Raw genomic sequence first — 15,913 nt, 5'->3', positions numbered from 1 at the left:
AAGGCTAAATGAAAGCTTATATTAATGTTATTCTGTTATTTATCACAAGTTCAATCCTAGCACAAGAATCTATGAAAGACCCGCTCCCATATGCCGTCATTCCTGAAGTTCCAGAATCTTATACACCAGGCACTGTGGTTTCTCGAATGATAGATGGACTTGGTTTTAGGTATTATTGGGCCACGGAAGGCTTAACCCAGGAAAATATGCAGTACAAGCCTAGTGAGGATGGTAGAACAATTGAACAGACGATGGATCACGTATATGGCCTTTCTAGAACCATTGTTAATTCAGCAAAAAAAGAGCCAACTGACTTTACCGCTGAACGTGAAGAATTATCAATTGAAGAAAAGCGAAAAAGAACACTTGAAAATTTTAAGATTGCTAGTGATTTGTTCAAAGCGACAAAAGATTTAAGCGATCATAAAATTATATTTTTAAGAAAAAACGGTCAGTCTGAATTCCCTTTTTGGAATCATTTGAATGGTCCAATTGAAGACGCAGTTTGGCATGCAGGACAAATTGTTATGATGCGGCGCGCGGCTGGTAATCCGTTCAATTCGAAGGTTAGTTTGCTTGCAGGAAAAGTGAGGGATTAAAAATGATTGAGGTAATCAGGACAAATTCTCAAAATCAAGATTTTGTAAGTCTTGTAAAACGCTTGGACGGCGAGTTGGCTGAACGTGACAAAGAGGAACATGCTTTTTACGATAAATTCAATAATATTGACGTCATTCAACATGTCGTGGTACTTTATGAAAATCAAAAACCTTTAGGATGTGGAGCAATAAAAGAATTTGATAATTCTACAATGGAGGTGAAACGTATGTACACCATTCCAGAAAATAGAGGAAAAGGATTGGCAACTAAAATTCTTACTGAACTTGAGACTTGGGCCTTAGAGATGTCATATGAAGGTTGTGTTCTGGAAACAGGGAAAAGGCAGCCTGAAGCCATTAAATTATACGTCAAAAATGGTTATATGCAAATTCCCAATTATGGCCAATATACCGGAATAGATAATAGTGTTTGCTTCAAAAAAACACTTGGTGTTTGACCAATGCATGACAATTGTCATATTTTCTCCCAGATTAAGAGTTTAGTTTTGAGGTTTTTCGGCTCTGTTCGAAACCTAGCACTAAACAAAACAATCAGTTACATAGTACAATTATGACGAAAACACATTCATTCCATATTCCGGTCATGGGAATTGGGTTTACAGTTGATACCCCTTTAAAAGTTGCACAGTATGGCATGGATTCTGTGATTTCTTTGGTCGATGACATTCTTCTCGAGAAGTTGAGAAAAATGTATTGTGAGGTTCACGAAATTCCATATAAGGAAATCACTGATAAAATAGAAGATTTTAGGGCCAAGAGAATCACATCGTATCTCAACCTTATCAATTCACTGGCCGAAAAAAAGTTTGATGAATTAAAGAATTCTGCCCTAAATACAGGTAAAGAGGTTAAGGATTATCTTAATATGTTACCAGATGGGACCACTATAAAAAAGGAGTTCAAAAACTTAAGTGAGAAGTTCTTGAACATCAACGAAGCTGGTAATTGGATAAAGGAGAATTTGTCACTTGGTAGTATTGATGTGAATATTATGACCAAGGTTGATAAGGCAAATTATTTCAAAGGTGAAAAATTACCATCTGAGTATAATGATGCCCATGCCGCTTTAAGGGGTTATGCTGAAAGTGATTTATGTTCTTCAGTTATTCTTTCTGCCGGAATGAATCCTCGTCTATATGGTTTTTTAGAGAAATTTGATGACTTTTTTCCCGACGAGAATGGTTTTATTAAGAAAAAAGTTGTTCTCAAGGTTAGTGATTACCGATCAGCTTCGATTCAAGGGAAATTTTTGGCAAAAAAAGGTATTTGGGTGTCTGAATATCGAGTGGAGTCAGGATTGAATTGTGGAGGACATGCTTTTGCGACCGACGGTTATCTTTTAGGGCCTGTCCTTGAAGAATTCAAAGAAAAAAGAGAAGAGTTGATTACATCTACATTTACAGTATTGGAACAAGCCTTGACTAGTAAGAATAAAACGGTGCCTAGCTCTTTACTACCTTTAAAAATCACGGCTCAAGGTGGTGTAGGTACAGCTGAGGAACATCAATTTTTAATTGATACTTATGACCTGGATTCGGTAGGATGGGGAACGCCATTTCTTCTGGTGCCGGAAGCCACGACGGTTGATGATCCGACAATGGAAAAATTGATGGGCGCCAAAGAGGAAGATTTATATTTAAGTAATATATCACCACTTGGGGTGCCGTTCAATAGCCTCAAAGGCAATACAAAAGATGATGAAAAAAAGGCCTTGATTGATAAAGATAGGCCAGGCAGTTCATGCCCGCGTAAATTTGTTTCGTTGAACACTGAATTTACAGATAAGGCAATATGTGTTGCATCCCGTCAATATCAGCATTTGAAAATCAAAGAATTAAATGAGACAGAGTATGCTCCAGAAAAATATGACGAGGAGTTTAATAAGATAGTGGACAAATCCTGTATTTGTGTAGGTTTAGGAACTTCAGCACTTTTGGTCAATGACCTTGATACAAGGGTAGAGGGTACTGGTGTTTCAGTATGTCCAGGACCCAATATGGCATATTTTTCGAGCTCAATGAGCCTTAAAGAGATTACAGATCATATTTATGGTCGGGCGAATGTAATTACAAGATTGGACCGTCCAAATATGTTTGTCAAAGAACTCTCAATCTACGTTGATTTTTTAAAAAATAAAATAGATGAGGTTAAGGACACAATTAGTAAAAAGCAAGAGAATTACTTAAACAATTTTGCTAAAAACCTTAATGAAGGTATAAGTTATTACGAGTCGTTGTTCAATACATCAAAAGAACTATTCAAAGAGACCAATGCCATTATATTGGGTGATTTGAATAGTAATAGAAAAAAGTTGCAGCTTTTACATGTTGAGATTGGAAAGTTAACTGAGTTGAGCGCCCATTTGAACTAGACGAGTTTAATGGACTTATGAATTTAAATTATATTTTTATAGCAATAAGATGAAAAAGAACAGCAAATAACGAATGAAATGAGAAGTTTACTTTTATTCATATTGTTATTTGTTTCAGTGTTCAGTTTATTGGGATGTTCTGATTCAAAAACTAAAAAAATATCCAATAAGCCCGTTAAAAAGGTTTCTACTACTATATCGGCCCTGCCAAAACAGGTAATGGACCCAAAAGGCAATGTGAATTCGTTTGAAAAAATTGAACTTGGGCGATTATTGTTTTTTGATCCAATTCTTTCAGGAAATAAAGATGTGGCTTGTGCCACTTGTCATCACCCTAGTACTGGTTATGCCGAGTTTTTGGATATTTCAATCGGTGCGAATGCGAAAGGTTTTGGGAGCAAACGAAAATTCAATTCTCCAAACGATATACCATTTGTTAAAAGAAACGCGCAAACCATTATTAATACGGCGTTTAACGGAATAAATACATATAACAAGTATAATCCTGGAGATGCTCCAATGTTTTGGGATGACCGGGTTAAGAGCCTAGAGAAACAGGCTTTGGAGCCAATAAAGGCCTTTGAAGAAATGCGAGGTCACGGGTTTTCTGAATCTGAGATTTTGGAAGAAGTAGTTAGTAGGTTGAATCAAATTCCTGAATATAGAGAATTGTTCAATACTGCTTTCGGGGATGCTAATATTTCAATTGAAAATCTAGGAAAGGCTATTGCGGCATTTGAGCGTAGTTTAATAACAAATAATTCGCGCTTTGATCAATTTATGCGAGGGGATAATGATGCTATTCTCATTTCTGAGAAAGAAGGCTTTGAGCTTTTCAAAAAAGTAGGTTGTGTAAACTGTCATAATGGTCCCATGTTCTCTGACTATAAAGTTCATGTCCTTGGAGTTCCCCAAAACAGTAAATTAGAGTTGCCAGATGCGGGTGTAAAGGATAGTTTTGGGTTTAGGACACCATCTTTGAGAAATCTAAGATATACTGCGCCATATATGCATAATGGTAGCCTAAAGACTTTGAAAAGAGTGTTGGAGTTCTATGAAGATATAGCCAACGGAAAAAGCAGAAACCCTCTGGTTCCAAAAGAAAAGTTTGACCCGTTTGTTCGTGAATTAGAGCTTAGTGTCAAAGAAATGTCGTTGATAATTTCTTTTTTGAATACATTGAACGATGATGATTTTGATAAGTCGATTCCTGAAAAAGTGCCAAGCGGACTTTCTGTGGGTGGAAATATTCATTAATTCCTGCTTGATTTGCGTAAATTTGACCAATGCGAAATTTTTTCCCATTTCAAGATTGGTTGTCCAAATACAATAAAAGCTTCCTTTTAAAGGATTTGATAGCAGGTCTTACTGTTGGAATCATTCTTGTTCCGCAAGGCATGGCGTATGCCATGATTGCTGGGTTACCACCCGTATATGGTTTGTACGCTTCTGTTTTTCCTATATTGGTTTATTTGTTTTTAGGTACTTCAAGACAATTGGCCGTTGGCCCTGTTGCGATGGATTCTTTGTTGGTTGCTGCCGGGTTAGGTACCTTGGCTATTACAGGCATTGAGAATTACATTGCAATAGCAATTTTTTTGGCATTTATGGTTGGTGCCATACAACTGCTTTTTGGTCTGTTTAGAATGGGGTTTTTGGTGAATTTTCTGTCTAAACCTGTGATTAGCGGTTTTACTTCCGGTGCAGCACTTATTATTATGTTCAGTCAAATAAAGCATTTGTTGGGTGCTGATATTGAAAAAAGTAATAAGTTCCATCAACTTGTGCTTAATGTTTTTGACAAGCTCGTCGAAACTAACATATATGATTTTGCTATCGGCATTATCGGCATACTTATCATTGTTCTTCTAAAAAAAGTTAACAGAAAAATACCCTCTATTCTGTTAGTAGTTGTTTTGGGGATTCTAAGTGTCTATTTTCTTGAACTTCAGCATTTAGGCATTAAAATTGTAGGCGAGATACCAAATGGGTTGCCAAATTTTCAAGTCCCTGATTTTAGTTTTCAGAATGTAATGGATCTTTGGCCAATTGCTTTGACTTTAGCACTGGTGGGTTACCTTGAGGCTATTTCAATAGGAAAAGCCATCGAAGAAAAGAACAACGAGGAGACCATAGATGCAAACCAGGAACTTATTGCACTCGGGAGTTCCAATATCGTTGGTTCTTTTTTTCAATCGTATCCCGTTACAGCAAGTTTTTCCCGTTCGGCAATTAGCGGTGATGTCGGTGGCAAGACAAATCTTTATGCGTTGTTCAGTGTTATTACGGTAGTGGTTACTTTATTGTTTTTGACTCCGCTGTTCTATTTTTTACCAAAGGCAATTCTAGCAAGTATAATAATGGTCTCTGTATTTGGCTTGATAGATTTTGAGTACCCCAGAACATTATGGAAATTTCGTAAAGATGAGTTTATCGTTTTAGTGCTTACTTTCTTGATTACTTTGTTTATTGGAATTAAGGAAGGTGTACTAATTGGCGTTCTTTTTTCATTACTCTTGATGGTATATCGTACTTCAAAACCTCATTTTGCTGTATTGGGAAAGGTAAAAGGATCCGAATATTATAAGAATATAGAGCGGTTTGGCGATGAAATTGAGAAACGGGAGGATTTACTCATATTAAGATTTGACTCTCAATTATATTTCGGAAACAAAAGTTATTTTAAGTCCCATTTAATGAAAGAGGTTAATGCCAAAGGGAATGGTTTAAAAGGCGTTATATTAAATGCCGAAGCGGTGAACTATATAGACTCAACTGCTGCGAATATGTTGATTTCAGTTATTAACGAATTACATGATCACGATCTAAGATTTTATATAGCCGGTGCAATTGGCCCTACCAGGGATATTATTTTTAGTAGTGGAATTATTGATGCTTTGGATAAGGATTTTCTTTTTGTAAGGACCAAGGAGGCAGTTGCCCATTTTGATGATCCAGCTAATATTCCCGATTTTCGTGAAAAGATTGCTCATCAGAGCAAAAAATTGTGGTAAATATTATTGCTGATTTATAAATACTTATATCCTATAATTACAATATTTATACAGAAGAAGAATATGAACATAGAACAGATTTATACGGGGTGCCTTGCCCAGGGAGCTTATTATATTGAAAGTAATGGGGAAGTAGCCATTATTGATCCATTACGGGAAGTGGAGCCCTATATTGAACGCGCTAGAACTGATAATGCCAAAATCAAGTATATTTTTGAAACACATTTTCATGCTGATTTCGTGAGTGGTCATGTTACCTTATCCAGGCAAACAGGTGCCCCTATTATTTATGGGCCAACAGCTAACCCATCCTTTGAGGCAATTATTGCAGAAGATAATCAAGAATTTAAACTTGGGGAACTAACCATTAAGGTATTGCATACGCCAGGTCATACCATGGAAAGTACGACTTATCTTCTTAAAGATGAAGAGGGTAAAGATCATGCAATATTTTCCGGTGATACTTTGTTCTTGGGAGATGTTGGAAGGCCGGATTTGGCTCAAAAAGCTGCAAATATGACTCAGGAAGATTTAGCCGGAATATTGTTTGATAGTCTTCGCACCAAAATAATGCCTTTGGCCAATGATATCATTGTTTATCCCGCGCATGGTGCTGGATCGGCTTGTGGTAAGAATATGATGAAAGAAACAGTTGATACCTTGGGTAATCAAAAGAAAATGAATTATGCGCTTCGTACGGATATGACGAGGCAGGAATTTATAGATGAGGTTACCGAAGGTCTGTTACCTCCACCAAAATATTTTCCATTGAATGTGAAGATGAACAAAGAGGGTTATGAGGATATAGATGATGTGCTAAAAAGAGGTAATGTTGCTTTGTCTCCTGAAGCTTTTGAAGCTGTAGCTAATGAAACTGGGGCTTTGGTCTTGGATGTACGACATCAAAATGAATTTGTAAAAGGGCACATTCCGCGTTCAATTTTTATTGGATTAAACGGTGATTTTGCTCCTTGGGTGGGGGCATTGATCGCTGATGTAAAACAACCCATTTTATTGGTCGCACCTACAGGTAAAGAAAATGAAACGGTCATAAGACTTTCTCGCGTTGGCTTTGATGGTACTTTGGGATATTTAAAAGGAGGATTTGACTCTTGGAAAGAAGCGGGTAAGGAAGATGATACTATTACTTCGTTGTCTGCGACAGAAGTGAAGGAACAAATTAATAAGAAAGGAATATCAGTCTTTGATGTTCGCAAAGAAAGTGAGTACAAATCTGAACATGTTATTGATGCTCTAAATACTCCACTGGATGTTATAAACAAGCACCTTGCAGAATTCCCTAAAGAGCAAGAATTTTTGGTGCATTGTGCAGGGGGCTATCGATCTGTTATTGCAGCATCAATTTTGAAGAGTAGAGGAATCCATAATTTTATTGATGTCGCCGAAGGGTTCAAGGCAATCAAAACTGCTGGGATTGAAGTTACCAATTATGTCTGCCCTACTACTTTGTAGAGAGAGAAATTGGTTTTAAAATAGAGGTTTGATTATAGTCCTTGATTCTTTACGATAATTGTTTAGATGATTACATTTTATTTAATGATTAGTTAACAAAACCGATTAGGCATGAAAAAAAATATGGGAGGTTTGGACAAAATAATAAGGGTTGTTTTGGCAATAGTTGCTGGACTTTTAGTTTATTTTGAGGTTGTAAGTGGTACTTCGGCTTATATTCTTTTAACAGCATCAGCTATTTTTGTAATTACCAGTTTGGTAGGTTTTTGTCCTTTATATGGTATGTTCGGAATAAACAGTTGTAGAAGAAAGAAGGATTAGCTTCGTTTTATGGCTGCGGTATTAACGTTACCTGACTTTTATCATATTTTGAAGTTTTAAGACATTTTATTTTTACACTTTGATTAAATATTCAATACAATGGCATACATACTACCTTTAGTGAATTGGGGCAACGGAATTATAATGATTGGTGTTTTTGCCGCGGTGTGCGTAGCATTGGTCGTGGCATTATTAATGCTCATGAATAGTGGTAAGAAAAAAGATAGCTAAATCTTAGGCGGCATTTTTTACATTGGACTATAAGAAATCTTCTAATTAAGAAACGATTTTCTATTGCCTAGGTTTTTCATAGCATGGCGATTTGCAAATACTCTATGCACAGGATTCATTCGAATGTTAGTTCCTCAACACCTTCTTGCAACTTGTTGGGATTTCTTGTTACAAATGACTTAATGATACGTTCAGTTTCCAATGTGTTTTTTTGGGGTATTAAATAGGCTTCTAAATCTTCATTAGTGTTTATTTGGACTTCCTTATCAATAAAGCCATATCCAACGTAGATTCCATTTTTGACCATTACAAATGCACTTTCAATAAAACTTCTTCCCTTTTCCTGAATGATAAAATTTTCATTTGAATCTTTTATATAAGAAAGGGCCATATTTACCTTGTTATTATAAACTTCTGAAGTTTCGATGCCCCTGCAAATACCATCGCATTGTTTTATTCTGTAATGAGAACATGTCGTTACATTTTCTTGGAGGTGGCAAAATTTAGCACAGAGCGAAAATGACTTACATATTTCTTCGAGATACAATCGGCAATCTGTGGTGTTATATAAGATAGCAACAGGATTTGGTGCCATCTTTATTTTATTGAATGCCAAATGCATAATCCCATTTCTGTCCTCATAAGTGAAAATACCATAGCGCTGAACATTTCTTTTTTGGGCCCGGTTATATTCGGGGTAATGGTGCTTTATTGCCGCGGATTCCATTAAAAGTGCTACGAGGTCACTGCCGGATAGTTCGTAATCAATATCCGTTGTTTCCTCACACATTTGAATTTCTTTGGTTGCTTTATCATAGAAATGACTCAATACCCTTTTCTTGATATTTATCGCCTTGCCAACATAAATTATCTTCCCTTTTTCATTTTTAAAATAATATATGCCAGGAACTGTGGGAAGGTTATCATAGGTTTGTTTGGGTAAACTTGGTGGGAGAGTGGTTTCCTGTGAACGGGCGTTCAGAAATTTTTTGAATACGGCATCGGCATCTTTAGCCCGTAATAATTTTTGGAATAATAAGGTGGTTGCATGGGCATCGCCCCTTGCCCTATGCCTATCGGTCAAAGGAATTTTTAGGGCAGAGCATATTTTTCCAAGGCTGTATGAATTATAACCGGGTATCAGTTTTCTGGACAATCGCACCGTGCACAACTTTTTTCGAGTAAAATCAAGGCCAATGGTTTTCAACTCATTTTTGATAACTCCATAATCAAAACCAACACTATGGGCCACAAAAATGGTGTCTTTGGTTATTTCTAAAATCTTATGAGAAATTTCAATCAATTTGGGAGCATCACGAACCAAGTCATTGTCTATCCCTGTCAGCCCAGTAATGAAATAGGGGATTTCACATTCAGGATTAACCAATGAGGTAAATTCATCTATAATATCATATCCATCATACTTAAAAATCGATATTTCTGTAATCTTGTTGCCTTTTATTCCATTTCCGGTGGTTTCTATGTCAACAATCGTATACATTGTAGGTAGCCTAAATTTAATAATTTGTAAAGAAAACGTGAGTTGAATAGAAACTTCGATTTTTAATATCGAAACCTACTTTTTAGTCCCTAAAGATACTTAGAATTGTATTGCCCATTCGTGGTAAATCTATGAAGATTATTGTCCATGATTGAATAACTACAATCAAAAAGGGCAAAAAAAGTATCGGTAATAATAAATTTTGTGGTAGCAATTTAATCTTTCTGAAGGTAAATTTGATACACTAAGATTAAAGGTTATGCTCAAAAAAGTTACAATTCTCTTCGTATTTCTATGCATAGTTTATTCAGGTGTGGCTCAGACCCAAAAACAATATCAACCCACCTGGGAATCAATTGACTCCAGATCGGTTCCGAATTGGTTCGGAGGAGCCAAGTTTGGAATATTTATTCATTGGGGCCCATATTCGGTTCCTGCGTGGTCGCCCAAAGGCACTTATTCTGAATGGTATCAATACTGGTTGCAAAGCGAGGCTCTTTTTGGAAATGGAGATTTTAAAGGAGATGAGGTTACCAAGTATCATCATAAGACATACGGTAAGAATTTTGACTATTACAAATTTGGGGAAATGTTCAAAGCAGATTTGTTCGAACCAGATAAATGGGCAAGTTTGTTTGAAGAAGCTGGTGCAAAATATGTGGTTCTTACTTCAAAACATCATGATGGTTTTACATTATGGCCAAACAAAGAAGCCAATGATCGAGGATTTGCATGGAATAGTATGGAAGTTGGGTCTAAAAAAGATTTGGTTGGAGAATTGTCAAATGCAGTTAAGAAGAAGGGAATTAAGATGGGCTTGTATTATTCATTATACGAATGGTATCACCCTTGGTGGCAAAATGACAAGGAACGTTTTGTAGATGAACATTTTCTGCCTCAAGTAAAAGATTTAGTTCAAAATTACCAACCGGACATCCTTTGGGCAGACGGGGAATGGGATATGGAAGCCGAAAAATGGAAGTCGAAAGAATTTTTGGCTTGGTTGTTCAACGAATCCAAGATAAAAAATACGGTGGTTGTAAACGATCGCTGGGGAAAAGGTGTTCGAAAAAAGCATGGAGGTTATTTTACAACAGAATATGAATCTGAAGCACCTGAATTTGAAAAACCTTGGGAAGAATGCAGAGGAATGGGGTTCTCATTTGGGTACAACCAAAATGAAGATAGTGAGGATTATAACACTCCTAAAGCATTGGTTTTGATGCTAGTAAATATTGTTAGTACGGGTGGTAATTTATTGCTGGACATTGGTCCTGATTCTCGAGGTAGAATCCCGGTAATAATGCAAGAAAGGTTAAAACAAATGGGTAAGTGGTTAAGAGTTAATGGGGAGGCCATTTACAATACCACTCCTTGGAATAGTTCTTTTCAGTGGTCTGAAGGTGAACGAAATTTCAAACCAAAACAGCACTATTTAGGCGGTGACTTTATATTAAAACAAACTGTTGATCCCGAACCAGGATATGCGGTAAAAGAGGTATTCTTCACTCAGACTAACAGTGCTTATTATGCTATTGTCCCCAGATGGTCAGATAAAGAAATTGTTTTAGAAAATGTCGTGTTGAATAAAAGCTCTCTTATTACCTTGTTGGCGACTGGAGAGACGATTAACTGGAAACAACAGGGAAATAATATTGTTTTGGAAGGTTCCACCTACGACCCAAATAAAATTCAGCCTGGATTGGACTACGCTTATGTTTTTAAAATAACCAAAGAATGATTAAAAAAAATGAAAAAACTCCTTTGTTTTATCAGTTTAGCCTTGACATTAGTGTCTTGCAATATGTCTACAAGACAATTACCGATTACCACTTCAACCAGTTCAATTGACAATGATGATACGAATGATTCCATTATATATAAAGCGGCACATATTGTGCCCACAGCAAATCAATATAATGCCTTAAAGAATGAGTTTATAGCGTTTATTCATTTTGGCCCCAATACGTTTACCAGAATGGAATGGGGTAACGGAATGGAAGATCCAAAAATTTTCAATCTGGAAGAATTGGATACCGATCAGTGGTGCAAAGCAATGAAAGCAGCCCAAATGAAAATGGTCGTTATCACTGTTAAACATCATGATGGTTTTGTGCTCTGGCAGAGTCGTTATACTAAACATGGTATAATGTCAACACCTTTTCAGGACGGGAAAGGCGATATTTTAAAAGAACTTTCTGCTTCTTGTAAAAAGTATGGGTTAAAGTTGGGGGTTTATTTATCGCCGGCCGATCTATATCAAATTGAAAACAAAGAAGGGTTATATGGGAATTTAAGTACTTATTCTGATCGAGTTATTCCTAGACCAATTGAAGGGCGCCCTTTTGAAAACAAAACAAAATTTACATTTAACGTCGATGATTATAATGAGTATTTCTTAAATCAGTTGTTCGAATTGCTGACTGAGTATGGCCCAATTCACGAAGTATGGTTTGATGGGGCACACCCAAAACGTAAAGGAGGGCAAAAATATAATTATATAGCCTGGAAAGAGTTGATTTCTACCTTAGCGCCAGAAGCCGTTGTCTTTGGTAAACAGGATATTAGATGGTGTGGTAACGAATCTGGTGGTACAAGAAATACGGAGTGGAATATTGTTCCTTATCAGGAAAATCCGCTCGAAATGAACAGTTTTGCTGATATTACCAGCAAGGATATAGGTAGTAGGGAAAAATTATATAACGCTAAATATTTACACTATCAACAGGCTGAAACAAATACTTCGATTCGGGAAGGATGGTTTTATAGAGATGATACTTCGCAGAAAACAAGAAGCGTAGATGATATTTTTGATATCTATGAGCGTTCAGTAGGGGGTAACTCTACCTTTTTATTGAACATTCCACCAAATAGAGTAGGTAGATTTTCACCTGAAGATGTTCGTGTTTTGCAAGAAGTTGGTGAGCGTATTAATGAAACGTACACTACCGATTTGTTTAGAGGTGCATCGGGGCCAAAAAATGTATTGGATACAAATACGGATACTTTTGAGCTTTTGGACAGTGAACAGAAAGAAATCGAAATTACACTGAACGAAGCAATTACAATTAATCGTTTGGTCCTACAAGAGGCAATTTTCACACATAGTGAAAGGGTTGAAAAGCATGCCATTGATGCATGGCTAAATAATTCTTGGCAAGAAGTGGCTACGGCCACTAATATTGGGTATAAGCGAATTTTGCGTTTTCCTGAGATAACTTCCAATAAATTCCGAATTAGAATTTCAGAATCACGATTAAGTCCAGCAATTTCTGTTGTTTCTGCATTTTATTATAATACCCGCCCACCACAATTAAGTATTACAAGAACTATTGAAGGAGAAGTAAGTATTCAGCCAAAAAAACATGTGTTTGGATGGAAACCTCACGGACAGGGTAATGGGGGTAATCTGTCTTACGGTTTGGAAATCAGGTATACCACAAATGGAAGCGAACCATCAAAGGAATCGTCTTCATTTGAATCTCCTTTCAGATTAGATTTTGGTGAGGTAAAAGCAAGAGCCTTTATTAAGAATGTTTCTGGCAGTGAAACGTCCAGAAGGTTAGGTATTCTCAAAAAAGATTGGAAACTTATTGATACAGACAGTAATTTAAAAGAGCATCAAGGCAATCATGTTTTTGATGAGGATGAAAATACGTATTGGAAATCAAAATCGGATAGTAAAAAGCACTATGTCTCAATCGATTTAGGAAAAAAGTATACACTTAACGGATTTGTATATACTCCACAAAAAGAGAATGGCGAAGGAATGATTGAACAAGGTGAACTTTTAGTAAGCGACGATGGGAAATCTTGGAAGCCTTTTGATGTTTTTGAATTTGGTAATTTAATTAACGACCCGGTTGCTAGGACGCATCAATTTAATAATACTATTACAACCAGATACATTAAAATAGCATCTAAGGTAATTGCAGGAAGCGATACGTCAGCGGCTATTGCAGAATTAGATTTTTTAGTGAAGTAATACTGGACCTAGAAAGACATAAATAGAATAACCATGAAAAATTTATCTTTCATTTTAGTACTGTTTTTCGTTACATTGGTAGGTTGCTCTCCTCAAATAAATGATATTTATATTGCTCCATCTGGGGTCAACACTTCCCAAGCAAATAAGAATCCGGTTTTTAATTCAATTAAAGAGGGAATAGACAAAGTGAACCTGTTAAGAGAAGAAGGTTATGATGATTTGATAACCTTGCATTTATTGGCAGGTGATCACAGGTTGTTCTCTCCGATTGTGATATCGGCGAATCTGGGTCCATTGAAAATTATTGGGGCTGGGAGTGACAAGACAAGTGTTAAGGGTTCAGAAAAAATTGATATAGTATGGGAAAAGCATGATGATGAGATATGGGTTGCAAATGTGACTAAAGATGTAGGTTTTGATCAACTGTTTGTGGATGGAAAAATGCAAATTTTGGCGAGATATCCAAATTATAGCGAGCTAGGAGGTCATTGGCAGGGACATGCCGCGGACGCAATTTCAAAAGAAAGGGTGAATACATGGGCAAATCCTAAAGGTGCAATTGTTCATGCTATGCACAGAGGAGAATGGGGTGGTTTTCATTTTGAAGTTTCAGGTGTTGATGAAGATGGCGGACTGATTCTCAAAGGAGGGCACCAAAATAACAGACCTTCTGAAATGCATGCAACCTATAGAATGGTCGAAAACGTATTTGAGGAATTGGATACCGCTGGAGAATGGTATTTAGATAAAGAGTCTTCAAGATTATATTACTGGCCGATAGCTGGTACCGATTTAAAGAAGGCAGAGTTTGAAGTGGTTCGGCAAAAGCATTTGTTCGAAATAGTTGGTTCTGAAGAAAACCCAGTTGAAAATGTAGTAATTGAAGGTATTCGTTTTGAACATGCCCAAAGAACAGTAATGGAGAAGTATGAACCGTTATTGCGAAGTGATTGGATGATGTATCGAGGGGCGGCGGTATTTATAGAAGGTACAGAAAATGTTTCTATTAATGATTGTGAATTTACAGAGTTAGGCGGTAATGCAATTTTTGTGAGCAATTATAATCGAGGTACAATAATCTCAAACAATCATATTCATCAAATTGGAGCAAGTGCGGTTAGTTTTGTTGGTAGCCCAAATGCTGTTCGGTCACCTTCTTTTCAATACGGGCAGTATGTAGAATTAAGCGAGATGGATACAATTGTTGGGCCTAAAACCAATTCGTACCCTAGTAATTCTTTGGTTGATAATAACTTGATTCATAGAATTGGACGTGTAGAGAAGCAAACAGCAGGGGTTCAGATTGCAATGGCAATGAAAATCACCATAAGTAATAATAGTATTTATGATGTGCCAAGAGCAGGTATTAATATTGGTGATGGCACATGGGGAGGTCATATTATTGATTATAATGATGTTTTCAATACCGTTTTGGAATCAGGTGATCATGGGGCTTTCAATTCATGGGGTAGAGATCGTTTTTGGCACCCGAATAGGAACGAGTTAGATAAACTGGTTATTGATAATCCTGAAATGCCAAAATGGGATGCCATTCACACCACAATAATTCGAAATAATAGGTTTCGATGTGATCATGGTTGGGATATAGACTTGGACGATGGTTCCTCCAATTATCATATTTATAACAATGTTTGTTTGAATGGAGGATTGAAATTTAGAGAAGGATTCAATCGAATAGCTGAAAATAATATTTTGGTAAACAATGGCTTTCACCCACATGTTTGGTTTAAAGAAAGTAAAGATGTTTTTATGAGAAATATTGTTTTTACAGAACATAAAGATATTCGACTACAGGGATGGGGTAAAGAAGTGGATTATAATTTCTTTCCAGACAAGGCCACATTGCTAAAAACACAGGAGAAAGGTGTTGACGTCCATAGTATTTATGGAGATCCTTTATTCATCGATTCGAAAATTGGCAATTATAGTTTAGTCAATGATTCTCCAGCTATTGAAGTTGGGTTTAATTCTTTTTCTACGGATGTCTATGGCGTAAAAAATGAGTCACTTAAAATGTTGGCAAAGAGCCCGGAAATTCCAAAGATATTTTTTGGGGTATCAAGTGATAGCTCAGCAGAATACAAATGGTTAGGTAGTGTTTTAAAAAACATTGAGACCATGGCCGAACGTTCAGCTTCGGGGCTGGACAATACAGCTGGAGTATTAATTTTATCAATAGAGGAGAATTCTACTATTGCTCGTTCAGAATTAAAGGTTAATGATGTCATAATATCGAGCGAAGAAGATGAAATAACCACAGTTGAAGATTTAATGAAATCTTTTCAAAATAATAATTGGAAAGGGAAATTGAATTTGCAAGTTATTCGTAATCAAAAAGAAATATCCGTTATCTTGATAACAAAATGAAAGTAA

The 15,913-nt window shown here is 36.4% G+C and carries 12 protein-coding genes; 11 read left to right on the top strand and 1 reads right to left on the bottom strand.

Going from position 1 to position 15,913, the window contains the following annotated elements:
• The first annotated feature begins 8 nt into the window (after positions 1 to 8).
• From FB2170_RS03480 to FB2170_RS17605, 8 genes are all read left to right on the top strand, one after another.
• Positions 9 to 599 carry a DinB family protein gene (locus tag FB2170_RS03480; protein WP_013305127.1) on the top strand — a complete coding sequence of 197 codons (591 nt, stop codon included), beginning with the start codon at positions 9 to 11 and terminating at the stop codon, positions 597 to 599.
• 2 nt (positions 600 to 601) lie between these two features.
• Entirely contained in the window at positions 602 to 1,057 is a 456-nt protein-coding gene (locus FB2170_RS03475; protein WP_013305126.1) for a GNAT family N-acetyltransferase, read from the top strand.
• A 113-nt stretch (positions 1,058 to 1,170) separates the two neighbouring features.
• Positions 1,171 to 2,991, top strand: a complete 1,821-nt coding sequence (locus FB2170_RS03470) for a hypothetical protein (RefSeq protein ID WP_041632657.1) — start codon at positions 1,171 to 1,173, stop codon at positions 2,989 to 2,991.
• Between the two features lie 78 nt (positions 2,992 to 3,069).
• On the top strand, positions 3,070 to 4,248 hold the full coding sequence (locus FB2170_RS03465) for a cytochrome-c peroxidase (protein ID WP_013305124.1): 1,179 nt from the start codon (positions 3,070 to 3,072) through the stop codon (positions 4,246 to 4,248).
• Between the two features lie 29 nt (positions 4,249 to 4,277).
• The gene (locus FB2170_RS03460) at positions 4,278 to 6,005 is read left to right on the top strand and encodes a SulP family inorganic anion transporter (RefSeq protein WP_013305123.1); all 1,728 of its coding nucleotides are present in this window, start codon (positions 4,278 to 4,280) and stop codon (positions 6,003 to 6,005) included.
• A 63-nt stretch (positions 6,006 to 6,068) separates the two neighbouring features.
• Positions 6,069 to 7,478: an MBL fold metallo-hydrolase gene (locus FB2170_RS03455; protein WP_013305122.1), complete on the top strand. Its 1,410-nt coding sequence runs from the start codon at positions 6,069 to 6,071 to the stop codon at positions 7,476 to 7,478.
• A gap of 111 nt (positions 7,479 to 7,589) precedes the next feature.
• Complete coding sequence (locus tag FB2170_RS03450) at positions 7,590 to 7,799, top strand: DUF2892 domain-containing protein (RefSeq protein WP_013305121.1); 210 nt, start codon at positions 7,590 to 7,592, stop codon at positions 7,797 to 7,799.
• 99 nt (positions 7,800 to 7,898) lie between these two features.
• The gene (locus FB2170_RS17605; protein ID WP_013305120.1) at positions 7,899 to 8,030 is read left to right on the top strand and encodes a hypothetical protein; all 132 of its coding nucleotides are present in this window, start codon (positions 7,899 to 7,901) and stop codon (positions 8,028 to 8,030) included.
• A 115-nt stretch (positions 8,031 to 8,145) separates the two neighbouring features.
• Here FB2170_RS17605 and FB2170_RS03445 read toward each other — a convergent pair whose 3' ends face one another.
• Complete coding sequence (locus FB2170_RS03445) at positions 8,146 to 9,531, bottom strand: exonuclease domain-containing protein (protein WP_013305119.1); 1,386 nt, start codon at positions 9,529 to 9,531, stop codon at positions 8,146 to 8,148.
• A gap of 259 nt (positions 9,532 to 9,790) precedes the next feature.
• Between FB2170_RS03445 and FB2170_RS03440 the strand changes: the two genes are divergently transcribed.
• The 3 genes from FB2170_RS03440 to FB2170_RS03430 are packed head-to-tail and all read left to right on the top strand — an operon-like array spanning position 9,791 to position 15,907.
• Entirely contained in the window at positions 9,791 to 11,272 is a 1,482-nt protein-coding gene (locus FB2170_RS03440) for an alpha-L-fucosidase (protein ID WP_013305118.1), read from the top strand.
• 9 nt (positions 11,273 to 11,281) lie between these two features.
• Positions 11,282 to 13,516: an alpha-L-fucosidase gene (locus FB2170_RS03435; protein WP_041632656.1), complete on the top strand. Its 2,235-nt coding sequence runs from the start codon at positions 11,282 to 11,284 to the stop codon at positions 13,514 to 13,516.
• 33 nt (positions 13,517 to 13,549) lie between these two features.
• Positions 13,550 to 15,907 carry a PDZ domain-containing protein gene (locus FB2170_RS03430; protein ID WP_013305116.1) on the top strand — a complete coding sequence of 786 codons (2,358 nt, stop codon included), beginning with the start codon at positions 13,550 to 13,552 and terminating at the stop codon, positions 15,905 to 15,907.
• The last annotated feature ends 6 nt before the right edge of the window (positions 15,908 to 15,913 follow it).

The sequence above is a fragment of the Maribacter sp. HTCC2170 genome (assembly GCF_000153165.2).
Taxonomy (GTDB): domain Bacteria; phylum Bacteroidota; class Bacteroidia; order Flavobacteriales; family Flavobacteriaceae; genus Maribacter_A.
This window is presented reverse-complemented; position numbering and strand designations above follow the sequence as displayed.